Raw genomic sequence first — 23,138 nt, 5'->3', positions numbered from 1 at the left:
AAAAAAATGCGTCGTGCCGACCAGCCTCGGCACGACGCCTTTTGCTTGAGAGCCGTCAACGTCGCATGAGGCCCATTACCAGCGTCACGAGGAAAATCACGAGGAATATGAAGAACAGGATCTTCGCGATGCCCGCCGCGCCCGCCGCGATACCGCCGAATCCGAGCGCGGCAGCGATGATCGCGATGATGAAAAAGACCAACGCGTAATACAACATGATGTTATCTCCCTCTCGTCCGAGTACGCCGCGCGCCCCATGTGCGCGGAGTTCTCTAGCGTAAGCAAGCAGTATTCCTTACCGGATGGAGCATCGTTTTCTGCCGTGCTATCCTTGGCCTCGTCCTGCATACGCCATCAAACCCGCATCACGCTGCGAGCGCGGATCACGCGTTTTTTACATTGCCGTCAAGAAGACCCGTTACCTGCCGTTAATCAAAAAAAAGGGACGTGTATTTGAAACGGCGTGTCGAACGCTCGTTCGCGCGCTGCTTCGCGTTATCGAATGGTCATGCATTACGGGCACCATTCCAGCGAAGCAATCCCTGCAAACAGGGCCATGCTCGCATGGTTGACGATCTGCGGTTCAAGGTCGATCGCTTCGCCATCTTGAGCATCAAGACATGCGCGCGGGCATCCCACCACCGAAGCACGATAAGAGACACACGTTCGGATGCCATTCCTCCGACGATTGCTTTAGGGCGCCGCGCGTGCGGGCCCATTGGACAGAATTGATGAAACCGGCAAGGAATTCGCTGCGGTCACGCGTTGGCCGATATATCGCTTATGGTGTGATCGCGGCCGCGCTCGTGACGGGCGCGGGCTTTCTGCATTGGCGCCATGAAGTGCGGGCCGCGCAATCGCAGACAGCGGCGCTGACGGGCGTCGCCAATCAGATGCGCCATGACGCATCGCCGTGGACGCATCGCGAGAAAGACGCATCGGAAATGCTGACCGATATTCGCGCGAAGAATGTCGCGACGATCGGCGTGAGTCCCGACGCGATTCTCGTCTCCACGACGAAGGGCGAGAAGTATTACGTGGCCGATCATAACGGCGCGTTCTCCAACGCATTGCTGCTCGGCGATATGAAGCCCGACGCGGCCTCGCCGTATCAACTCGTATGGCTGCCCGACGCCAACGTGCGCACGGGCATTGCGCGCTGGAGCGAGATGTTCGACCGTTCGCGCGACGCGCTGAGTCTCTTGCTGCCGCTCCTGATGATCGGCGGCCTTCTCTGGTTCATGCGCCGCGAAATGCGCGGCGGCGCGCAATTGCTCGGCGAATCGCCGACGCTGCGTTTCGATGACGTCATCGGCGCGGGCGAAGCGAAAGCCGCGCTCAACGACGTGCGCGCGTGGCTCACCGAGCCCGCGCAATTCACCGGCATGGGCGTGCGCGCGCCGTGCGGCATCCTGATGACGGGCGGACCGGGCGTCGGCAAGACGCGGCTCGCGCAGGCGCTCGCGGGCGAATGCGGCGCGAACTTCATCGCGATCACGGGCAGTTATTTCAGCGCGAAGTACTACGGCGTCGGCATTCAGAAGGTGAAGCATCTGTTCGAGCTCGCGCGCAAGAATGCGCCGACCGTCATCTTCATCGACGAAGCCGATGGCCTCGGCAAGCGCACCGATACCGGCGGCGGCCCGGTCGAAGCGGAAAGCAATCGCATCATCAATCAACTGCTCGCGGAGATGGACGGCTTCGCATCGAACGAAGGCGTCATCATCGTCGCGGCGACGAATCATCCCGACAATCTCGATGAAGCGCTGCGTCGTCCCGGCCGTTTCGATCGCACGGTGCAAGTGCGTTTGCCGGGCGTCGAAGATCGCGCGGACATCCTGCGTTTCTACGCGGACAGCTTGAAGACGAAGCGCGACGACATCGACTTCGATCAGCTCGCACGTCTGACGACGGGCCTCTCGCCCGCCACGCTGTCGATGATCGTCAATCAGGCAGGACTCGTCGCGCGCAAGGCGGGCGAACGTGAAGTATCGGCGGCGCATTTCCTCGAAGCGATCAAGATCGCGCGCATCGGCGATGTGAACGGCGCGGAACGCGCGCTATCGGATGACGAACGCACGCGCATCGCGGTGCATGAAGCGGGTCACGGCCTCGTTGCGGCGCTGCTCGGCACCGGCGTGCTCGAAGAAGTGACGATCCTGCCGCGCGGCGGCGCTCTGGGCGTCGCGCTCATCACGAAGATGCAGGACAAGCATCTGTATCGCGAAACCGAATTGCGCAACGAGATTCAGGTGCTGCTCGGCGGGCGCAACGCGGAACTGCTCATGTTCAAGGAAGCATCGAGCGGCGCGGCATCGGATCTTCAGGAGGCGTCGCGCATCAGCCTCGATATGGTGTCGAAGTTCGGCTTCAACGAGGAAGGCAATCTGTTCAGCCTCGCGGCGTTGCCGCAGCAGTATGCGGGCTTGCAGCTCAAGAATTCGATCGGTCATGCGAACGCGTTGCTGCACGATCTGAGCGACGAATGCTTCGCCCTGCTGCAAGCCAACGAGCCGGTGTTGCGCGCGATCGCCGATGAATTGCTCGAATCGGAAACCGTGCCGGGCGAGACGGTTTATCGCCTGATCCGCGAGCATGCGGCGGCTGTCGCGAATGTCGAGGCGGCCAACGAAGTGCTGGCCGCCTGAGCGGTTACTTCTTCACGCGAGCCGTCGCAAATCGAACGGCGTCTCGCGCAGGCGCTTGCCGGTCAGCGTGAACACGGCATTGGCAACGGCCGGCGCAACCGACGGGCTCGACAACTCGCCTACGCCGCCAGGCTTCGCCGGATCGCCCTGCATGATGCGTATGTCGATGTCGGGCATGTCGCTCATACGCATCACGCGATACGCATCGAAATTGGTCTGCTGAACCTGGCCGTGCCGAATGTCGATGCGGTCGGCGAGTGCGTGTCCGAGTCCCCACATCAAGCCGCCGTATAGCTGCTCTTCCACACCGCCGGGCGACACCGCGAGCCCGCAGTCGGCCACGCACGTGAGCTTCTCGATCACGATACCGTCATCCTTGCGCGAGACGCGCGCGATCACCGCGACATAACTGCCGTACGCGCGATTCGTCGCAACGCCGAGCGCGGTGCCGCGCGGCAACGGCTTGCCCCAGCCGGCCCGCATCGCGGCCTCGCGCAATACCGCGACATGGCGCGCGTCCTTCATATGCGCGATGCGAAAGTCCACCGCATCGCGATGTCCCTTATGCGCGGCTTCATCCATGAACGATTCGACCGCGAACACGTTCGGGATATAACTCACCGCGCGATACCAGCCCGTTGGCACGCCCGTTTCATGACGCACCCAGCCGATATCCACATTCGGCGCGCCATACGCGAACTCGAACTTGCTGATTGCTTCCGTGGTGCTGTAGTCCATGCGATCGGGACGATCGAAATAGCCCGGCTCCCATTGTTCCGGCGATGCCGGCATCACCGCGCGCAGTTGCAGCGCCGAAAGATTGCCGCGTGCATCGAGCGTGGCCTTTGCGCGATGATGACTCGCCGAGTGATAGAAGAGCGCGCGCATTTCGTCCTCGCGGCTATTCATCAGCTTGACGGGCTTGCCGGTTTGCAACGCGAGCCATGTGACTTCGAAGAGCCAGTACTTCGATTCGCGCGCACCGAAGCTGCCGCCCGAAACCAGTTCATGCAGCACGACACGATCGGCCGGAATGCCGCCGATGACTTGCGCCGCCTCCTGCGCCGTCGACGGCACTTGCAAGCCGCCCCAATACGCAATGCCGCCGTCCTTCGACCACGCCGTCACGTTGATGGGTTCGAGCGGATTCGCGGCCTTGTACGGCATCGAATAAGACGCCTGAATCACGCGCGCGCCATGCTTGATGATGGCATCGGCGTCGCCGTTCGTGATGGTCGGCACGACGCGCGCAGCGGGATCGTCGAGCCATGCAGCCTGGCGCGCGGGCATATCGCGGCTATCGAAGTTTTCGAACGGACTATCTTCCCATTCGACGCGCAATGCGGCTTGTCCCTTGTGCGCGGACCAGTAGTCGTCGGCGAGAATGGCGACGCCCGCCTGATTGCCGCCGAGCACATCGGGACGTCCGGGTATCGGCAGCACTTGCCGCACGCCGGGCACGGCGAGCGCCTCTTTCGCATCGACGCTGCGCACGCGCGCGTCGATGACGGGCGCACGCGTCACGACCGCGACGAGCATGCCGGGCAAACGCACGTCGATGCCATACGCGAACGCGCCGCATACCTTCTGCGCCGCGTCGCGCTTCTTGCTCAGCTTGCCGATGTACCTGAATTGCGATGCGTCTTTCAACGGCACGTCTTTTGGCGCGGGCAAGCTCGCGGCGATGACGGCAAGCGATCCATAGCTGGCACGCGCGCCGCTCGCGTTGTCGATCACGAAGCCGTTATCGGTCGAGCACGTTGACGGCGATACCTTCCATTGTTTCGCGGCGGCTTCGATCAGCATGGCACGCGCAGTCGCGCCCGCGCGCCGCAAGCGATCGTATTCCAGCGAGACGCTCGTGCTTCCGCCCGTGGAAAACACCTTCCACAAGGGATGAATGTAATCGGCATAGAAAGGATTCTCAGGCGTGATGACGTCGATGCGAAACGGATCGACATCCAGCTCTTCGGCGACGAGCGCGGCGAGCGCGGTGCGCGTGCCCGTGCCCGAATCGTGCTTGTGGACGACGAGCTTGATCGTGTCGTCGGGCAGCACGCGCACCCATGCGTTCGGCTCGAATTCGCCGTCACGCGGATGAGCATCGCCGTTCTTCGCCAACGCATCGGGCAATCGAAATCCAACGGATAGTCCCGCTGCCAGCAGCGCCGAACTCTGCTTGATGAAACGACGGCGCGCTGCGTGATGTTCGATACGCATTCAGACCTCCGCCGCCGCGCGCTTGATGGCCTTGCGGATGCGCGCATACGTTCCGCAGCGGCAGATGTTGCCGGACATCGCAGCGGCGATGGCGTCATCGCTCACGGACGGTTTGCCCTTCAGAAACGCCGCTGTCTGCATCAACTGTCCCGACTGACAATAGCCGCATTGCGGCACGTCTTCCGCAATCCACGCGCGCTGCAACGGATGCGTGCCGTCCCTGGAAAGACCTTCGATGGTCGTGATGCGCCTGCCCGCCACGGCCGCTATCGGCAGCAGGCACGAACGCACGGCCTCGCCATCGAGATGCACCGTGCATGCGCCGCAAAAGCCCCCGCCACAGCCGAATTTCGTGCCCGTCAAACCGATGCGATCGCGCAGCACCCACAACAGCGGCATGTCTTCCGGTACATTGTCGAGCGAGTGCCGCGCGTCATTGACGACGATTTCGATCATGCGCTGTCTCCTGAATGTCGTTCGAGCTTGCGGCCATTATCGGAAGCCGTCATGCAAGAACGCCAGCGACGATTTCTTTGATCACCCGTAAGCCTGGCTAACACCCATGTTGAAGCGCTACCCTTCGATCCAGTCGATGCAGGCCTTCTTGCAGGCGGCGCGCGCCGGCAGCTTTTCGAGCGCGGCGCGTCAGTTGTCGCTCACGCATAGCGCGATCAGCCAGCAGATCCGCACGCTCGAAGAGTTCGTCGGCCAGCCGCTGTTCGTGCGCGAAGGCGCGCGCGTCGTGCTCACCGATGCCGGCGCGCTCTTCGCGAATCAGCTAGGCGATGGCTTCGAGCAGATCGATCGCGCGTTGTCGTCGGTGAAGGAGCGCGCGGTGAAGCAGTCAATTACGCTCGACGTCGATCCGGAGCTTGCGCAAAGCTGGCTCGTCGCGCGCCTGCCCGCGTTGCTCGGCGCATTGACGGGCACGTCGCTGACGATGCTTTCCGCGCCACGTCATGACCGCAGCGCGTTCGAACGCGTCGATCTCGCGCTGCGTTACGGCTATGGCGAATGGGACGGCTTCGAGAACGCGCTCATCTGCGGCGACCGTCTCACGGTCATGGGCTCGCCCGCATTGTTGAGCGCGCGCGGACTCAGCGTGCCGCTCGCGCCGGAACAAGTGCTCGCGCTGCCCTTGCTCGGCTACACCAAGCGCTCGTGGATTCCGTGGCTCGCCGCGGCGGGCCTGCCGGAAGCGGAGCCGCACGCAGTCGCCGTCTTTGACAACGCTGCGGGGCTGATCGCCGCCGCGAGCGCGGGCGTCGGCGTGGGACTTGCGCGCGGCCTGCTCGCCGCCGACGCGCAACGCGACGGCAAGCTCGTCGAACTCACACGCGTCGAGATTCCGACGCACTACAACCTCTACGCCGTGTGGCCGCGCGAGAAGTCGGCACGCGTTGCGCCGCTCGTCGATGCGATACGCGAGCTCGTCGCGCAAACGGTCAACGCGCGCGATCCGGACTGACGACTTCGCGCACGGTATCGAGAAACCGCGCCAGCACCGGCGACGGCGTGTCCGCGCGATAACGCGCATGAAGCGAGACTTCGGGCGCGGGCGCTGCGAGCGGCACGAATGCCACGCCGCCGCCCGACAGCTGTTGCGCCGATGCCGGCAGCAGCGCAATGCCGAGCCCTTCGCGCAACAGACATAGCAGCGTATGCAGTTCGACGACTTCCTGCTCGATGCGCGGCGTGAATCCCGCTTCGACGCAACAGTCGCGCAGAAACCGCGCGAGTTGCGATTGCAGCAGACCAAACGACAGAAAGCGCTCGGCGTCAAGCTCACGCAGCGCGATATCCGCGCGTGAAGCGAGCGGATGCGCGAGCGGCAATGCGACCACGGCAGACTCGCGCAACACGACTTCGCTGACGATCTCCGGATCTTCGTGCGACACGCGAAAGAAGCACACGTCGAGCCGCCGCTCTTTCAGCGCCTGAATCTGCGCGGCGGGCGTCATCTCGTGAAGCGTCCATCTGACTTGCGGATGCTTGCGCGCGAACTCGCCGAGCGCGCGTGGAATCGGCTCGACCATCGCCGAGCTGATGACGCCGATCTCGAGACTTCCCACTTCGCCACGTCCCGCGCAACGCGTGAGATCGATCGCGCGCTCGAACTGCGCGAAGATCAGCGGCGCCTGTTCTTTCAGTGTTTTCCCTGCCTCGGTGAGTTCGACGCGATGTTGCGAGCGCAAGAAAAGCGCAGTGCCCATTTCCTCTTCAAGGATGCGGATCTGCTGACTCAGGGGCGGCTGCGAAATGTGCAGGCGCGCGGCTGCGCGGCCGAAATGGAGTTCATCGGCGAGCACCGCGAAGTACCGCAAAAGCCGCATGTCCATATCGCTAACGTATCAAGATCGTGGTCTAAAAATATTGTACAGAGCGCGCATAACTTGTGAGACTGCATCGCAAGCAGCAGTGCACGTCAGTGTGACACTCGATGCCGGCGAGGGGAAGGCGCATCAACGCGTCTTGCAAAAGGCCGCATGGGCAAGCTCGCAAGAGCTCTTGTTCCATCGACGCGCCTGCCCGCGATCCGGCGACTGGACACGCCAGTTCCCCTCAAGGAGATCGAGACCCATGATCATCGACACAAGCTGTTATCCGACCAATCTCGTCGACCTCGCCTGGCGCCATGACGGCGAACCCTTTTCGGGCGAGCGTCTGATCGAGGTGATGGACGGCCCGTACATCATCAACGGCAAGCCGCGTCGCATCGACAAGGCATTCATCCAACCGCCGCAAGGCAACACCATCTATACGTGGACCGATGGCGTGAGAAGCGGCCGCGAGTCGATCGACGACTACATGGCGTACACCGTCGAGATGACGCAGAAGTATCCCGACCGCCTGCTCGGCTGCTTCGTCTATAACCCGCGCTGCGGCCCCGAGAACGGCGCCGACGCAATCGAGTTCTACGCGAAGGAACACGGCTTCAGGATGGTGCAGTTGCAGGCCAACATGCACGCGTATCGGCCGGACCGCGCGCTCGACTGGCTGCGTCCCGCGTTGCGCAAATGCGCGGACCTCGGGCTCATCGTGAAGCTGCATACCGGCGACGGACCGTACAGCATTCCGAGCGAATGGTATCCGCTAATCCGCGAGTTTCCGTCGGTGCCGTTCATCATGGCGCACTTCGGCGTGCAGACCGGCGGCGTGTATTGCTTCGAGCCTTATCAGATGGCGCTCGATACGCCGAACGTCTATTGCGAATCGAGCTGGTGCCTGCAATCGCGCATCGTCGAATTCGCGAAGGTATTGCCGACGCACAAGATTCTCTATGGCTCCGACACGCCGCCCAACGAACCGGGCATGTGGCTGCGCCTGCTCGAAGTGCTGTGTCACGAACCGCCGCAAGGCCTCAATCTCGACGAAGACACGCTCGAGGATTATCTCGGCAACAACCTCGCGCGCATGCTCGGCATCGAACCGAGCGCGCCGCCTAAAAGCGTCGAAGAAGCGCAAGCCCATCTCGACCAATACAAAGAAGCTGACTACGCAGGAGCGCGCTGATGATCATCGATACCCATCTGCATCCGACCAATCTCGTCGACGAAGCCTGGCGGCACACGGGCGAGCCGTTCACCGGCGAACGCCTTCTCAAGATGATGGACGGCCCGTACATCATCAACGGCAAGCCGCGCCGCATCGACATGGGTTTCATCCAGCCGCCGCCGGGAAACACCGGCTATCGCGACGGCAACCGGCGCGGGCGCGAAGGCATTCGCGATTACATGTCGTATATCGCGGAGCTGACGCAGAAGTATCCCGATCGTTTCATCGGCAACTTCACGTATAACCCGCGCTGGGGTCCGGAAAACGGCGCGGCGGAACTCGAATTTCACGTCAGGGAATACGGCTTCAAGATGCTCAAGCTGCACGCGAACATGCATGGCTATCGGCCGGATCGCGCGCTCGACTGGCTGCGCCCTGCGATGAAGAAATGCGCCGAGTTGGGCGTCGTCGTGCTGATTCACACAGGCGATGGACCGTACACGATTCCCACGCAGTTCTATCCGATCATCCGCGAATTCCCGATGGTGAATTTCATCATCGGTCACTTCGGGATCCAGACGGGCGGCAATTACTCGTTCGAAGCCTTCTGGATGGCGATGGATACGCCCAACGTGTATTGCGAATCGGGCTGGTGCTATCAGTCGCGCATCGTCGAGTTCGCGCGCGAGTTGCCGCGCAACAAGATCGTGTTCGGCACCGATTCGCCGCCGAACGAGCCGGGCATGTGGCTGCGCGAACTGGAGATGCTGTGCGGTCCCGCGCCGCAAGGCATGGACCTCGATGAGGACGGTCTCGAAGACTACATGGGCAATAACATCGCGCGACTGGTGGGCATCGAGCCGACCAAACCGCCGAAGGACCTTGCCGAAGCGGAGAAACGATTGAAGGCCACGTATGTAAAGAACGACGAAGTCGCGCAGACGGCCTGATGTCATGCGGGCGCGGTTGCTCACGCGCCCTTCTTTCTCTCGACGGAGCTCACGATGGCCGATAACCTCTTTCGCGCCACGCAGGACTTTCATTGCTTTGCGCACGCCTATCGCGAGCAATATCCCCACGATGTGCTGACGCTCACGCAACAGTTGTCCGCCGATCAGGACGTCACCGCGATCGTCGCCGCGCTTGCCGCGCGCGGGCAGCATCCGATGCTCGTATGCGAGCACGTCGAAGGTATCGCAACGCCTTTGGCGACCAACTTCTTCGCATCGCGCGAGCGTATCGCCCGTCTGTTCGATGTCGATGCGCGCGGCCTCTTCGACGCCTATCAGCAACGCGCGAATGCACCGATCGCGCCGCTGTATGTCGCGCGCGGTCCCGTGCTCGATGAAGTCGTCGAAGCCGACGCGGTCGATCTCGCGCATGTGCCGATGATTCGCCACTTCGCCACCGATCGCGGCGCGTACATCACGAACGCGGTAATCGTCGCCGAAGATCCGGTGACCGGCATCGCGAACATGAGCTATCACCGTTCGATGCTTCATGCGAGGAACGCGCTCGCAACGAGCCTGCATTCGCGCGGTCATCTGTGGCGCATGTTGCAGACGGCGAAGGCGCGCGGCGACACGCTCAAGGTTGCGATGGTCATCGGCGCGCATCCGATGTTCATGCTCGCGGCGGCATCGCGCGTGCCGTTCGGCACAGACGAGCGCGCCATCGCCGGCGGACTGTTCGGCGCACCGCTCGAACTGGTACGCACGCCGCGTTATGGCATTGGCGTGCCGGCGGCCGCGGAGTTCGTGCTCGAAGGCACGATCGATCCCGATGCGCGCGCCGATGAAGGTCCGTTCGGCGAGTTCACCGGCTATTCGTCGGACCGTTCGACCAACAACGTTATGCGCGTCGATACGATGATGCGCCGCCGCGATGCATGGCTCGTCGATGTCGTCGGTGGTCCGTATGCCGAGCATCTCACGCTCGCTCGTCTGCCGCGCGAAGCGGAAATGAGCGAGAAGCTGAAGGCGCGCTTTCCAGCGGTCACTGCGCTGCATTACCCGAACTCCGGCACGCATTTTCATTGCTATGTGGCGCTGAATCAGACGCGCGATGGCGAAGCGCGTCAGATCATGCTCGCGTTGCTGGGCTGGGATCCGTATCTCAAGCATGTCGTCGCCGTCGATGGCGATATCGACATAACCGACGACTCGCAAGTGCTCTGGGCGATCGCGGCACATGCGCAACCGCATGACGATGTGTTCATCGTCGGCGGATTGCCGGGCAGCCCGCTCGATCCTTCGTCGTCCGTCGAAGGCACCACATCGCGCATGGGCATCGACGCGACGCGCGGCTCGCAATTCGACGGCATACGTGCGCGCATCGACGAAGATGCGATGCAACGTGCAGCCGCCATTTTGAAAGGAGCCGCACGATGAGCACGCGGCGCATCGCGGTCGGTATCAGCGGCGCATCGGGCTTCACGTACGGCGTGCGCCTTCTGGAATTGCTGCGCGAACTCGACATCGAAACGCATGTGACGATCTCGCGCAGCGCGCTTCTGACGATGCAGCAAGAGACCGAACACAAGCTCGCCGATGTCAACCCGCTCGCGAGCTTCACCTATCGATGCGATGACATGGCCGCCGCCATTTCGAGCGGTTCGTTCAGCACGCTCGGCATGATCGTCGCGCCGTGCTCGATGAAGACGCTCGCCGAAATCGCCGGCGGACTTTCATCGAGCCTCATCTCGCGCGCCGCCGACGTCACGCTCAAGGAGCGACGCCCGCTCGTGCTGCTGGCACGCGAAACGCCGTACACGCTGGCCCATCTGCGCAACATGATCGCCGTCACCGAAATGGGCGGCATCGTCGCGCCGCCGGTGCCCGCGTTCTACGCGCGCCCTGCTTCGCTCGACGAGATGATCGATCACACGCTCGGCCGCGTGCTGGATCTCTTCGGCCTCGATTGCAACGTGGTTCGACGCTGGAAAGAACATAAAGCTGACTGACTCAAAGGAGACAAGCAATGACTCACATCCATACGACTCATAACGCGTTCCAGAAGATTCCGGTCACGGTGCTGACCGGCTTTCTCGGCGCGGGCAAAACCACGCTGCTCAACTACATCCTCCGCGAAAAGCATGGACACAAGATCGCGGTGATCGAGAACGAGTTCGGCGAAGTCGGCATAGACGGCGGGCTCGTGCTCGAATCGACCGAAGAGATCTACGAGATGACGAACGGATGCGTATGCTGCGTCGGCGCAGTGCGCGAAGACCTCGTGCGCATCGTGAGGATGCTGGTGGAGCGGCCCGAGCGGCTCGATCACATCATCGTCGAGACGAGCGGGCTCGCCGATCCGTATCCTGTCGCGCAGACCTTCTTCATCGACGATCCGATTGCGCAACGCGTGACCCTCGATGCCGTCGTGACGATGGTCGATGCAAAGCATATCGCCGCGCATCTGGACGATCTCGTGCTCGACGGCCGCGACAACCAGGCGGTCGATCAGATCGTGTGCGCGGATCGTATCGTCGTCAACAAGGTGGACCTCGTGACGGCGCAGGACATCGCTTCATTGAAAGAGCGGCTGCGCGGGCTCAACGCAACGGCTGAAATCGTCGAATCGAGTTTTGCGCAGATCGATCTGCACACGATTCTCGGCGTGGGCGCGAACGAGTTCGCGCAGCAGCTCGTCGAAGCGGACGACGATCACGATGACCACCACGACGATCATCACCACGACGAAAGCGTGAGCTCGGTAGGCATCGAAGTCGATGCCGATATCGAACTCGACGCGCTGCAAGCGTGGCTCGCCGAACTGCGCGCATCGGATGCGACGAACCTCTTTCGCATGAAGGGCATCTTCGCCGTGAAAGGACAGCCGTATCGCTACGTGCTGCAAGGCGTGCACGACATCATCGAATTGCGCGCGGCGCAGGCGTGGGGCTATGAGCCGCGTTCGAGCCGAATCGTGTTCATCGGACGCGAACTCGACCGCGCCGCGCTGACCGAGCGCTTTCATGCCTGCCTTGCGGTGCCTGTCGCGGCCTGACGAACGCAGCCGCCGATAACGATAATCAGGAGACACGTTGATGAACACCGACCAACATCCCGTCGATCGCATCCTGCCCAAGCGGCAGATGATCACGCTCGGCCTGCAACATATGCTCGTCGCTTACATCGGCGCGATTGCCGTGCCGTTGATCGTCGCATCCGCATTGAAGATGTCGCCCGCTGACACCACCGTGCTCATCAGCACGGCGCTTTTTTGCTCGGGCATCTCGACGGTGCTGCAAACCGTCGGCGTATGGAAGTTCGGCGTGCGTCTGCCTATTCTGCAAGGCGTCGCGTTCAGCAGCGTGGGACCGGTCATCGCGATCGGCCTGAGCCCCGGCGTCGGCTTCGCGGGCGTGTGCGGCGCGGTGATCGGCGCGGGCGTGTTCACGATGTTCGCCGCGCCGCTCGTCGGACGTTTGCGGCGTTTCTTTCCGCCTGTCGTGACCGGCTGCATCGTCACCGTGATCGGACTGCAGCTCTTTCCGGTCGCGTATCAATGGGCGGGCGGCGGTGAGAACGCGCGGCACTTCGGCGCGTTGCCGTTCCTTTGCGTCGCGTTGTTCGTCGCGCTCGTGATTCTCGCCGTCAACCGCTTTGCCGATGCGTTCCTGCGCAATCTGTCGGTGCTGATCGGACTTGTCGCGGGCAGCGTGCTTGCCTGCTCGCTCGGCATGGGCGACTTCGCCAACGTCGCCAACGCGCCGTGGTTCACGATGCCGTTGCCGTTTCACTTCGGCATGCCCGTGTTCTCCGTGGTGCCCGTTCTGACGATGATCGTCGTAATGGTCGTGCAGATGATCGAATCGATGGGTCTCTTCGTCGCGATCGGCGATATCGTCGACAAGAACATCAGCGAGGAAGACGCGGTGCGCGGCATGCGCGCGAATGGTCTCGCGAGCGCGATAGCCGGAATGTTCGCTGCGTTCCCGTTCATCGCATTCATGGAGAACGTGGGACTCGTGATCCTGACAGGCGTGCGCAGCCGATGGGTCGTGGCGGTGAGCGGCGTGCTGATGTGCGTCGTCGCGCTGGTGCCCAAGATCGGCGCGGTCGTCGCATCGACGCCTGCCGCTGCGCTCGGCGGCGCGGGCATCGCGATGTTCGGCGTCGTGGTCGCGGCGGGGGTGCAGACGCTCTCCAAAGTGGACTTCGAGCGCAACCGCTACAACGTGCTGATCGTCGGCTTCACGATCGCGACCGCGCTCATCCCGGTGATGGCGCCGCAAGTGTTCAAGCAGATGCCCGACTGGACGCAGCCCTTCGTGCACAGCGGCGTCGTGCTCGCGTGTCTCGTGTCGGTCGTGCTGAACGCCGTGCTCAACGGCGCACATGAGGAAGACGTCGTACCTGCGCCCAGCATGGTGCGCGAGTAAAACGTGTTGAAAGGACAAGCGTTCATGAACATCTCAAACGAAGCATTACTAATCAAACATCCCGTCGCGGTGATGAGCGGATTGTGTGGCGACGCCGCACGGCTCGGCAACGTCGATATTCGCATCCGCGATGGCGTCATCCGCGCCATCGCGCCGAATCTCGACGCGCGCGACGACGAACGCGTCATCGATGCGCGCTCGTGCGTCGCCTATCCAGGCTGGGTGAACACGCATCATCACCTGTTCCAGAACCTGCTGAAAGCGGTGCCTTCAGGCATCAACGCCGATCTGCAGGAATGGCTCGCCGCGGTGCCGTATCCGCGGCTCGCTCGCTTCACGCCGGACCTCGCGCGTGTCGCTGCACGCCTCGGCATGGCCGAACTGCTTTTGTCGGGCGTGACGACGTGCGCGGATCATCACTATCTCTATCACGCGGAAGGCACCACGGAAACAGGCGATCTGCTCTTCGACGAAGCGGCGTCGTTCGGCCTGCGCTTCGTGTTGTGCCGTGGCGGCGCGTTGCAGGCGGCAGGCGATCATCCGGGCTTCTCGAAGGTCGCGTTAAAGCCCGAGACGCTCGATCAGATGCTTGCCGATATCGAACGCCTGAAGGCGCGCTATCACGATGCCCGCGCGACATCGATGCGCCGCGTCGTCGTTGCGCCGACGACGCCGACCTTCTCTCTGCCGCCCGATCTTCTGCCTGAGATCGCACGCGCGGCACGCGGCATGGGCTTGCGCATGCACACGCATCTTTCGGAGACGCAACGTTATGTCGATTTCTGCCGCGAGCGCTTCGACAAGTTGCCGGTCGAATTCGTCGCCGATCACGAATGGCTCGGACCCGATGTGTGGTTCGCGCATCTCGTGCATCTCGAAGCGAGCGAGATCGCGATGCTCGCGGAGACCGGCAGCGGCTGCTCGCATTGCCCGGTGAGCAACGCGCGGCTTGGCAGCGGCATCGCCCCCGCACCGCAAATGTCCGCGGCAGGCGTGCCGATGTCGCTCGGGGTCGATGGCGTCGCGTCGAACGAATCGGGCAGCATGATCAACGAGGCGCATTTCGCGTGGCTCGTGCATCGCGCGGCGCAGGGCGCATCGGCGACGACGATCGAGGAGACGATTCACTGGGGCAGCGCGGGCGGCGCAAGCGTGCTCGGTCTCGATGCAGTAGGCACGCTCGAAGTCGGCAAGGCGGCGGACCTCGTTCTCTATGACATCGACGATCCGCGCTTCTATGGCTATCACGATCTCGCCGTGGCGCCCGTGGCATCGGGCGAGCCGGCGCGCGTTCGCTACAACATCGTGAACGGCCGCGTGGTCGTCGATGACGGCGTGATCCCGGGCCTCGATCTCGACGCCCTGCGACACGAAGCCGCCGAGGGCGTGAAAGTGCTGTTGGCAGATTAGGGGGACATTGCCATGGTTAGGATGCGCTTTCCGCCCGACGTGGATATGCCTGCGCTATCGAGTTGGAGGAAGTTATTCCGGCTGCGCCTGTGAAGCGCGAAACGTGCGATCACACTGCGTCACCGCTCTTCTTTCGAGACCGGTATTCCGTTGGCGACATCAGAAATTGCTTTCTGAATACCTTCGAAAATCTTTCGCCATTGGTCAAACCGGTCCTGCGCGCAATCTTGTCGATCGGCAAGTCGCTCTTAATAAGCAATTCGCAACTCAAATCGAGACGCGCACGCAAAAGATATTGCGAAGGCGTCAGACCGATCTCACGCTTGAACAGCCGCAGAAAGTTGCGCTCGCTCATCGCAACGGTGCGAGCCGCGTCGCCGACAGAGATGGGACGGCCGCAATTGCGCTCCAGCCAGCGCGCGGATTCCTGCGCTTTCTCGGCGAGCGTCGTCGTGCCGATGGTACTCAGCATGATTGGCAGATGCTGATCGTTGGACGAGGCCAGCCGGTCTGCCAAAGCCGTTGCGATGTCATAGCCGAGATCGCGCTTCACCAGCGCCAGCGAGTTGACGAGCGCATCGCCGCGTTCGGTCGACGTCGTGCTTTTCAATGTTCCGCCAGCCCATACGCCGCGTCCCATCGAAGCCCAGTCGCGCCGGGCGACGCCCGCGGCGGCGAGCAGCGCGTCGCCATTGCCGAGCGAACCGACCGCGCCGCTTTGCGAACACGCGATCCTCAATGACTCGAGGAGACTTTCATCCGCAGCTGCGCGCGTCACGCCAGCGCCGCCTGCGATGTATAGCGCGTCGAAGCCCTGAAAGCGCTGGCCACCTAAGCGCTCGGTCCACACACAGACCGACGATGAACAAGCTATCGCGCCACCGCGGGCGGAGACGAGACGAACGCTATAGGTCACGCCATTGCTCAGGATAGCGGATTGCAACTCGTTGGCGATATGAAGCGCCTCGGCAAGCGTTCCAGCGCCCAGAAGAGAAAATCCGTCATACAACATGATTCCTATGAGCTTTGTGCTTCTCTCTTCCGCTGCATGATAGAGACCGCTCGACTCTGCATCGCCGAAGGCTGTAACGTTCGACATGGCGTTATCTTCCTATGTTTCGGTTGCAGGTCTGCGGATCGCAAGCCGTACCAATGCCGTCGATTCCGTACTATTTCGGGAGCGTAGTTTCCTATTGCATCCGTTCTTTCCGCCATGGCGGCGAAAAGCATGGTTTTGGCCGAGATCGGCGCGTTCGGCCGCGATAACAACACGACTGTTCGATCTCTTCGGCTGTTTGAAAATAAGTGCATGAAAGTTATGGAAAGGCGCTTAATACGGAGTTCGAACTATGTCGTTTCGCGGCGCCTAAACAAAAGACTGTGTTGCGGAATGACCTATTCGGATCACCTTCATCCTCCGGGATCGAAGACTCGATGATCTCCGAAACATAACTTCTATTTCCGTCATCGCCTTGTCAAAACCGGCCTCGCGGCCTGCACAGGCGGCCCGGCCAACATCTTGCCGAATTCCGTCACGCATGAAGTCGCGATTCGTGCGAAGGCTACGCTCTGTCTTGAACCGGAACGTCAAGTGAGACTTGTTATCGAGCGGCGCTTCGGTCACCTGGACGAATGCGCCATTGCGCGGACATGCGTTGGGCACCAACTCTAATTCGGAGTGGCTCACATGAGTTTCAGCACGCGATACTCGCAATACTATGATCTTTTCTATCACGAGAAGAACTACAAGGCGGAGGCCGCGTTCGTCACCGACCTGCTCGGTCGATATGGAATAGTCAGCGGCCATCTTATGGATCTCGGTTGCGGGACAGGACGCCACGCGGCGGAGCTTGCGGCCACCGGCTTTTCGGTTTCCGGCATCGACATGAGTTTCGACATGCTCGCACGCGCCGATGCGAGACGGACTTCACTGCCGGGCATGGTGGCGAAGAGACTGAAGTTTCAGCAGGGCGATGCGCGAAGCGTCCGCACCGAAGAGCTATATGACGCGGTCGTCTCGCTGTTTCATGTCGCAAGCTATCAGACGACGAACGCCGATTTCATGGCGATGTGCCACACCGCAGCGACTCATCTGCCGCGCTCAGGACTCTTTCTGTTCGATTGCTGGTACGGTCCCGCCGTGCTGGCCGACCCGCCCAAGGTTCGCATCAAGCGCGCCACGAGCGATGAAACGGCGGTAATCCGCATCGCCGAACCGCTGATGCGTCCTCATGAGAATACCGTCACCGTCAACTACACCATCATGATGACGGACGGAAAGACGCAATGCGTCGAAACCGTTCTCGAGACGCACGTCATGCGTTATATGTTCAAGCCTGAAGTCGAGTTGATGCTGGATCTCAGCGGCTTCGAAGTGCTCGACAGCGTGAGATGGATGGGCGGCGAACTTAGCGCCGCCGATCTGTCGGCGACCTTCGTCGCGAGAAAGAGATGATGCCTGCATCGCGCACGCCGGGCGCGATGCTTACGCTTCAGTAAGCGTTGGCCCCGCGCAGACCCTTGAATACCGTCGCGGCAATGATCCGCATATCGAGTGCGAAAGTCCAATTTCCCAAATAGTACAAATCATGGGCCACGCGCGCCTCCATCTTTTCGATCCGGTCCGTTTCCCCACGAAAGCCATTGACCTGCGCCCATCCGGTGATGCCCGGTTTGATGCGGTATCGATGGATATAACCTTGCACGACTTTCTGGTAGAGATCGTCATGTTCGAGCGCATGTGGACGCGGTCCCACGACCGACATGTCGCCGAGCAGGACGTTGAAGAATTGCGGCAGCTCGTCGAGACTCGTGCGCCGGAGAAACGCACCGACACGCGTCACGCGCGGATCATTGCGCGTAGCCTGTTTCAGCATGCCGGACTGTTCGATATGCAGGCGCATCGACCTGAACTTGTAGATGGTGAATTCGCGTCCGTCCGCGCCCTTGCGCCGCTGTCTGAAGAATACGGGCCCGGGCGAACTAAGCTTGACCGCGATTGCGATAACGATCAGAAGCGGCGCGACCGCGATGAGCGCCGCGAGCGCGAACAGCCGGTCGAAAACATCCTTCTGCAATAGCGCTCTTTGCGAAAGCGGCGAAGCGACGAGATTGATCGCCGCCACCCCGAGCAAATCGCTCACGCCGCTTTCGAAGAGGGCCAGGCTGCGCACGTCGGGAATGAATCGCACGTTGACGAGATCGTCGCGAAACTCATTCACGAACCGCAGAATGGCTTTCTCCTGCGATAGCGGCAATGCAAGCCAGACTTCATGCACATGCTGCTCGCGAGCGTGGCGCACGAAGGTGTCAAAATCTTCGAAGACCGGCACTGTTGAAGTTATCGGCAATTCGGGCGATGCGTTGAATAACGCGACCGTACGAAAACCCGAATCGCTCGCGCGCTCGATTCTTTTCATGATCGACTCGCAATGCCGCCCGCAACCGACGACCGCCACGTCATGAAAGTTCATCCCGGCGTGACGCATGCGCGCGAGCACCGCATGCGTGACGAGACGGCCCACGATCATCAGCGCGCCCGACATCGCAGTCCAGTACGCGAACCAGAGGCGCGAGACATCATCGAGCCGATGCAGCGAGAACATCAGCACGAGGACGCACGCCTGCACCACGAGCCATGAGAGCGACACGCGGCTCGTCAGCACGAGCTTGCTGCGCCCGCGCCACGACTCGTATACGCCGAAGCCCGGGAACAATACGAGCGAAAACGCCGCAGCAAAGGCCACGAACGGCACGTAATAGCCCGGTTCGGCGATGTTGTCGAACCTGATCCGCGATGCAACGGTGGCCCCTCCGACGACCATCGCGACATCGAAGAGCCTTGCCAGCAATCCTTGAATATCGCGCATGTCATGCCCCGCCTTCGTGAGCTTTGTCGATAACATCAGATACGGCCATAGCAGTCATCCAGCCGCACGATATCGTCTTCGCCGAGATACGAACCCGATTGAACTTCGATGATCTCGAGTTGCACCTTGCCCGGATTTTCCAGCCTATGCCGGACGCCGAGCGGAATGTAGGTCGATTCATTTTCCGACAACAGAAACTGATCGTCCCCGCGCGTGACGAGCGCGGTGCCGCGCACGACGACCCAATGCTCCGCACGATGATGGTGCATTTGGAGCGAAAGTCGTGCGCCAGGCGCCACGACGATGCGCTTGACCTGGAAACGCTCGCCATGTTCGATCGAATCGTAAAAGCCCCATGGACGACGAACCTTGCGATGCGTTTCGGCCTCGGGCGCATGCTGTTCGCGGATGCGCGCGACAAGGCGCTTGATGTCCTGCGCGTGCGAGCGATCGGCGACCAGCACGGCATCGTCGGTATCGACGACAACGACGTTCGACGTGCCGACGCACGCGACGAGCCGTCCGCCATCGGAGCGCGCGTAGCTCGACCTCGCGCCTTCGAAGACCACGCGGCCGCTTCCGACATTGCCCAAGCCGTCCTTTTCCATGGCCTCCCATACTGCGTCCCACGATCCCAGGTCTGAAGATCCCGCCGACAGCGGCACGACTACGCCGTTGCAAGGCGAGCCAGCGTCGCCGATATGCTCCATCACCGCGTAATCGATCGAATCGGAAGGCACACGGCCGAACTGATTCGGACACGGACGAAAGAAATGGCCATCGGCTTTGCCGTCTTTCAGTGCCGCCGTGCATGTCGCATGCATATCGGCATTGAGACGCGCCAGGGCATCGAGCCACACGCTCGCGCGAACGACGAAGATGCCGCTGTTCCACCAGTATGTTTGTGCAGCGAGGTATTGCGCGGCGAGTTCGGCGGCAGGCTTTTCTACGAAGCGGTCGATAAGATGAGCACCCTTCTCCAGCGCTTCGCCGAGACGAATATAGCCGAAGCCGGTATCGGGACGCGTCGGCGGAACCCCTAACGTCACGATCATTCCGCTATCGGCGTAGTCCGCGGCGATCGATATCGCTTCATGCAGCGCGCAAAGATCGGCGATCGAATGATCGGAAGGCATCGCGACGAGAATCGCGTCTTCGTTGCCTTCGACGGCCGCAAGCGCCGCGAGCGTCAGCGCGGGCGCAGTATCACGACGCGCGGGCTCGAGAATGATCCGCGCATCGACGCCGCATAACCGCACTTGTTCCTCGGTCGTGAAACGATGCTCTTCGCCACACACGATGATCGGATGCATATCGACGTCGAAGTCGCCGGAGAATCCGTCCATTCGTAACACGGTAGCCTGAAGCAGCGAGTCACGTCCGACCACGCCAATCAGTTGCTTCGGAAACTGCTCGCGCGACATCGGCCAGAGGCGCGTGCCCGATCCTCCCGCGAGTATGACCGGCACAATGCGACGGCAAGACTGCATATGCGGCGCTAGCGCGTTGGCCATCGATATCGAGTCGGTCGAACGCATTGCATTCTCCATGGCTGCACTCCGTGGTGTTACGACCCATCATCGATGTGACTGATGACGGTCATATGAAGCAGGCAATGTCCGCGAGCATGGCTTGCGGAGCTTCTAGACATACTCGGCCATCATGTTCCGGACCGCGGCCACCGCTTGATCCTGCTGCGCTTCGGTTAGTGCAAGTCCGCTCGGCAAATAGAAACCGCGCCGGCTCATGCGCTCGGCGACCGGATAACTTTCGCCCTCGAATAACCCTTGCTTGCGAAATACAGGCTGCTCGTGCATGGGCCAGAAGAATGGCCGCGCGCTAACGCCCGCATCGGCGAGTATTGCGCGTGCTTCGTCCGCGCCGATGGGCAGGCGATCATCCAGCACCACGCCGAACACCCAATAGATGTTCTCGGCATAGGAACACGCAACAGGAGCAAGTTCCAGGCCCCTTACATCATGCAAAAGCGCTTCGTAACGCCGCCCCAGTGTGCGCTTTCTCGCTATGCGTTCATCGAGCTTCTCGAACTGCGCAAGCCCGACCGCAGCCTGAAGACTGCTCATACGATAATTCCAGCCTAGCTCCTCATGCACGAACCGCCTCTCGGGCTTGAAGCAAAGATTTCGCAAACTCCTCGCGCGCGCCGCCAGTGCATCGTCGTCGCAGAGAATCATGCCGCCTTCGCCCGTCGTGATGTGCTTGTTCGCGTAGAAGCTGAAGCAGGAGATATCGCCGAAGCTGCCGCATTGCTTTCCTTCATAGGTGAGCCCGATAGCCTGCGCCGCGTCTTCGATCACAGCCAGGCCGTACTTCTTCGCGAGGTCCAGCACCGGCTTCATGTCGACCGGCAAGCCGAAGGTATGTACGGCCATGATCGCGCGCGTGCGGCTCGTGATGGCCGCTTCGATTTTCGCTACGTCCATGTTCCATGTATCCGCATTCGAATCGACGAGCCGCAGTCGCGCGCCGGTTCGAACGATCGCCGATGCACAGGAGATGATCGTGTGCGTCGGGATGATGACTTCATCGTCCGGCTCGAAACTCAGTGCAGCGGCGGCGACGTCGAGCGCCGCGCTTCCGTTTGCGACGGCGATCGCATGCTTGCGGCCTACATATGCAGCCATTGCGCGTTCGAAGCGCTCGACGAATACGCCGTCCGACGAGATCCAGCCGCTTTCGATGCATTCGTTCAGGTATGTCCTCTCGTTTCCCTCGAGCAGGGGTTCGTTTACTGGAATCATCAGGTCCCTCTCCTGGTGTCAAGATCGATGCTCGATGGCTCGTCTGAGCCGGTCCGTTCAAGGACGAATCGATCCCGTAACGGCCTGCATGCGTTCACGCAGCATAGGATTGGGGAAAGCCGCGCCAGGCGGGGTGGCCGAATCTGCCATGACGTTGGCTGAGGCGGGTCTCGCGGGTAATGAGCCGTCCGTGGCGCATAGATGGCGGCCGCGTCATCGATGACGAGAAAGCCCGGTCGCGACAATACCTTGCCAACGTCCGCCACAAGCTGATGATTGACCGAATGCCTCGCTAATCTGGCAATCGCACATCGGGCCTCACGTTCCGATCAACGCACATCAATGGACGATTGAGCACCAACATGAATAAAGGCTCTCGGATATTTATTGCCGGGCATAAGGGCATGGTCGGCTCGGCCCTTCTCCGGCATCTCGCCAGTCGCGGCGATCACCATTTGGTTACCCGTTCCAGACAGGAACTCGACTTGCTCGATCAGCGCGCTGTGGCCGATTTCTTTGCGCACGAGCGCATCGATGTCGTGCTGCTCGCCGCTGCGAAGGTCGGCGGCATACACGCCAACTCCACTCAACCGGCCTCGTTTCTCTATGAGAATCTCGTCATCGAAACGAATGTGATCCACGCGGCCTTCAAGAAGCGCACGCCCGAGCTGGTCTTCTTCGGTTCGTCGTGCATCTACCCGAAGTATTGCCCTCAACCCATCAAGGAAGAATATCTGCTGACGAGCGCCTTCGAGCAGACCAACGAGGCATATGCAATCGCCAAGATTGCGGGGCTCAAGCTGTGTGAGGCATATAACCGCCAGCATGGGATGCGGTATATCTCGGTGATGCCTACGAACTTGTACGGTCCGAACGATAACTATGATCTGCAGAACGGGCACGTTCTGGCCGCGCTGATCCGAAAGGCACACGAAGCGAAGCTGAACGGACTCCAATCGATCTCGGTCTGGGGATCGGGCTCGCCGAAACGGGAATTCCTGCACGTCGACGATCTGGCGTCGGCGGTATTCGCGTTGCTCGACAGCCATAACGCCGAGGGCATGTTCAATATCGGATGTGGACGCGACATAGCAATCGCGGACCTCGCCCGCCTCGTCTGCGACGTCGTAGGCTTTCAGGGCTCACTGGAATTCGATAGCTCGAAACCGGATGGCACGCCGAGGAAATTGCTGGATGTATCCAGGCTATCCGCTTTGGGCTGGACGCCCACGATCTCGCTCAGAGAAGGCATCGCGGCCACTTATGCCGACTTCACGAAGAACGCACAGCGCACCGGGTACGTCGACGCGTGACGCTGGTATTCACGCGAACATAATCAACAGGAATC

General features: G+C 61.4%; 19 protein-coding genes. 11 read left to right on the top strand and 8 right to left on the bottom strand.

All coding sequences use genetic code 11. The features are described 5' to 3' along the window. Window positions 1-55 precede the first annotated feature (55 nt). On the bottom strand, window positions 56-217 hold the full coding sequence (locus tag BG60_RS36710; protein ID WP_008346326.1) for a DUF1328 family protein: 162 nt from the start codon (window positions 215-217) through the stop codon (window positions 56-58). 514 nt (window positions 218-731) lie between these two features. Between BG60_RS36710 and BG60_RS01265 the strand changes: the two genes are divergently transcribed. Continuing rightward, window positions 732-2,648, top strand: a complete 1,917-nt coding sequence (locus tag BG60_RS01265; protein ID WP_033536019.1) for an AAA family ATPase — start codon at window positions 732-734, stop codon at window positions 2,646-2,648. Between the two features lie 12 nt (window positions 2,649-2,660). On the opposite strand, the gene BG60_RS01260 is transcribed toward BG60_RS01265, so the two are convergent. Both BG60_RS01260 and BG60_RS01255 read right to left on the bottom strand, forming a co-directional pair. Next, window positions 2,661-4,868, bottom strand: coding sequence for a xanthine dehydrogenase family protein molybdopterin-binding subunit (locus tag BG60_RS01260; protein WP_008346324.1), 2,208 nt, complete (start codon window positions 4,866-4,868; stop codon window positions 2,661-2,663). After that, entirely contained in the window at window positions 4,869-5,324 is a 456-nt protein-coding gene (locus BG60_RS01255) for a (2Fe-2S)-binding protein (RefSeq protein WP_008346323.1), read from the bottom strand. Window positions 5,325-5,430: 106 nt separating this feature from the next. Between BG60_RS01255 and BG60_RS01250 the strand changes: the two genes are divergently transcribed. Next, window positions 5,431-6,336, top strand: a complete 906-nt coding sequence (locus BG60_RS01250; RefSeq protein ID WP_034470129.1) for a LysR substrate-binding domain-containing protein — start codon at window positions 5,431-5,433, stop codon at window positions 6,334-6,336. Here the strand turns inward: BG60_RS01250 and BG60_RS01245 are convergent. Then, window positions 6,314-7,207 (bottom strand): LysR substrate-binding domain-containing protein, encoded by an 894-nt coding sequence (locus tag BG60_RS01245; protein WP_034470127.1) that lies wholly within the window; start codon window positions 7,205-7,207, stop codon window positions 6,314-6,316. The genes BG60_RS01250 and BG60_RS01245 overlap by 23 nt on opposite strands. Window positions 7,208-7,448: 241 nt before the next feature. Between BG60_RS01245 and BG60_RS01240 the strand changes: the two genes are divergently transcribed. From BG60_RS01240 to BG60_RS01210, 7 genes are read left to right on the top strand one after another with little or no spacing between them, the layout of a single operon-like run. Continuing rightward, on the top strand, window positions 7,449-8,381 hold the full coding sequence (locus BG60_RS01240; protein WP_008346320.1) for an amidohydrolase family protein: 933 nt from the start codon (window positions 7,449-7,451) through the stop codon (window positions 8,379-8,381). Then, a complete protein-coding gene (locus BG60_RS01235) occupies window positions 8,381-9,313 on the top strand; it encodes an amidohydrolase family protein (RefSeq protein ID WP_008346319.1) in 933 nt (310 codons plus the stop codon). The genes BG60_RS01240 and BG60_RS01235 overlap by 1 nt, the downstream gene beginning before the upstream one ends. Window positions 9,314-9,367: 54 nt before the next feature. After that, window positions 9,368-10,753: a UbiD family decarboxylase gene (locus tag BG60_RS01230; RefSeq protein ID WP_034470125.1), complete on the top strand. Its 1,386-nt coding sequence runs from the start codon at window positions 9,368-9,370 to the stop codon at window positions 10,751-10,753. Next, window positions 10,750-11,325 carry a UbiX family flavin prenyltransferase gene (locus BG60_RS01225; RefSeq protein WP_008346317.1) on the top strand — a complete coding sequence of 192 codons (576 nt, stop codon included), beginning with the start codon at window positions 10,750-10,752 and terminating at the stop codon, window positions 11,323-11,325. The genes BG60_RS01230 and BG60_RS01225 overlap by 4 nt, the downstream gene beginning before the upstream one ends. Window positions 11,326-11,342: 17 nt before the next feature. Continuing rightward, the gene (locus BG60_RS01220) at window positions 11,343-12,371 is read left to right on the top strand and encodes a CobW family GTP-binding protein (RefSeq protein ID WP_008346316.1); all 1,029 of its coding nucleotides are present in this window, start codon (window positions 11,343-11,345) and stop codon (window positions 12,369-12,371) included. 40 nt (window positions 12,372-12,411) lie between these two features. Continuing rightward, complete coding sequence (locus BG60_RS01215; RefSeq protein WP_008346315.1) at window positions 12,412-13,749, top strand: nucleobase:cation symporter-2 family protein; 1,338 nt, start codon at window positions 12,412-12,414, stop codon at window positions 13,747-13,749. A gap of 24 nt (window positions 13,750-13,773) precedes the next feature. Further along, window positions 13,774-15,159 carry an isoxanthopterin deaminase gene (locus BG60_RS01210; RefSeq protein WP_008346314.1) on the top strand — a complete coding sequence of 462 codons (1,386 nt, stop codon included), beginning with the start codon at window positions 13,774-13,776 and terminating at the stop codon, window positions 15,157-15,159. Between the two features lie 109 nt (window positions 15,160-15,268). On the opposite strand, the gene BG60_RS01205 is transcribed toward BG60_RS01210, so the two are convergent. Continuing rightward, a complete protein-coding gene (locus tag BG60_RS01205) occupies window positions 15,269-16,258 on the bottom strand; it encodes a GlxA family transcriptional regulator (RefSeq protein ID WP_008346313.1) in 990 nt (329 codons plus the stop codon). A gap of 588 nt (window positions 16,259-16,846) precedes the next feature. On the opposite strand from BG60_RS01205, the gene BG60_RS01200 reads away from it, so the two are divergent. After that, the gene (locus tag BG60_RS01200) at window positions 16,847-17,614 is read left to right on the top strand and encodes a class I SAM-dependent DNA methyltransferase (protein WP_008346312.1); all 768 of its coding nucleotides are present in this window, start codon (window positions 16,847-16,849) and stop codon (window positions 17,612-17,614) included. Between the two features lie 37 nt (window positions 17,615-17,651). Here BG60_RS01200 and BG60_RS01195 read toward each other — a convergent pair whose 3' ends face one another. The 3 genes from BG60_RS01195 to BG60_RS01185 all read right to left on the bottom strand — a co-directional run bounded on the left by BG60_RS01195 (window position 17,652) and on the right by BG60_RS01185 (window position 21,790). Continuing rightward, the gene (locus BG60_RS01195; RefSeq protein WP_008346309.1) at window positions 17,652-19,028 is read right to left on the bottom strand and encodes an undecaprenyl-phosphate glucose phosphotransferase; all 1,377 of its coding nucleotides are present in this window, start codon (window positions 19,026-19,028) and stop codon (window positions 17,652-17,654) included. A gap of 35 nt (window positions 19,029-19,063) precedes the next feature. After that, a complete protein-coding gene (locus tag BG60_RS01190) occupies window positions 19,064-20,566 on the bottom strand; it encodes a mannose-1-phosphate guanylyltransferase/mannose-6-phosphate isomerase (protein ID WP_420912047.1) in 1,503 nt (500 codons plus the stop codon). A gap of 105 nt (window positions 20,567-20,671) precedes the next feature. Further along, window positions 20,672-21,790, bottom strand: coding sequence for a DegT/DnrJ/EryC1/StrS family aminotransferase (locus tag BG60_RS01185; protein WP_008346305.1), 1,119 nt, complete (start codon window positions 21,788-21,790; stop codon window positions 20,672-20,674). Between the two features lie 362 nt (window positions 21,791-22,152). Between BG60_RS01185 and BG60_RS01180 the strand changes: the two genes are divergently transcribed. Continuing rightward, window positions 22,153-23,103 (top strand): GDP-L-fucose synthase family protein, encoded by a 951-nt coding sequence (locus tag BG60_RS01180; protein ID WP_033536020.1) that lies wholly within the window; start codon window positions 22,153-22,155, stop codon window positions 23,101-23,103. Window positions 23,104-23,138: the final 35 nt, after the last annotated feature.

Source organism: Caballeronia zhejiangensis (assembly GCF_000698575.1).
Classification (GTDB): domain Bacteria; phylum Pseudomonadota; class Gammaproteobacteria; order Burkholderiales; family Burkholderiaceae; genus Caballeronia; species Caballeronia zhejiangensis.
Note: the sequence above shows the minus strand (reverse complement) of the source record. Positions and strands in the feature narration are given on the sequence as shown.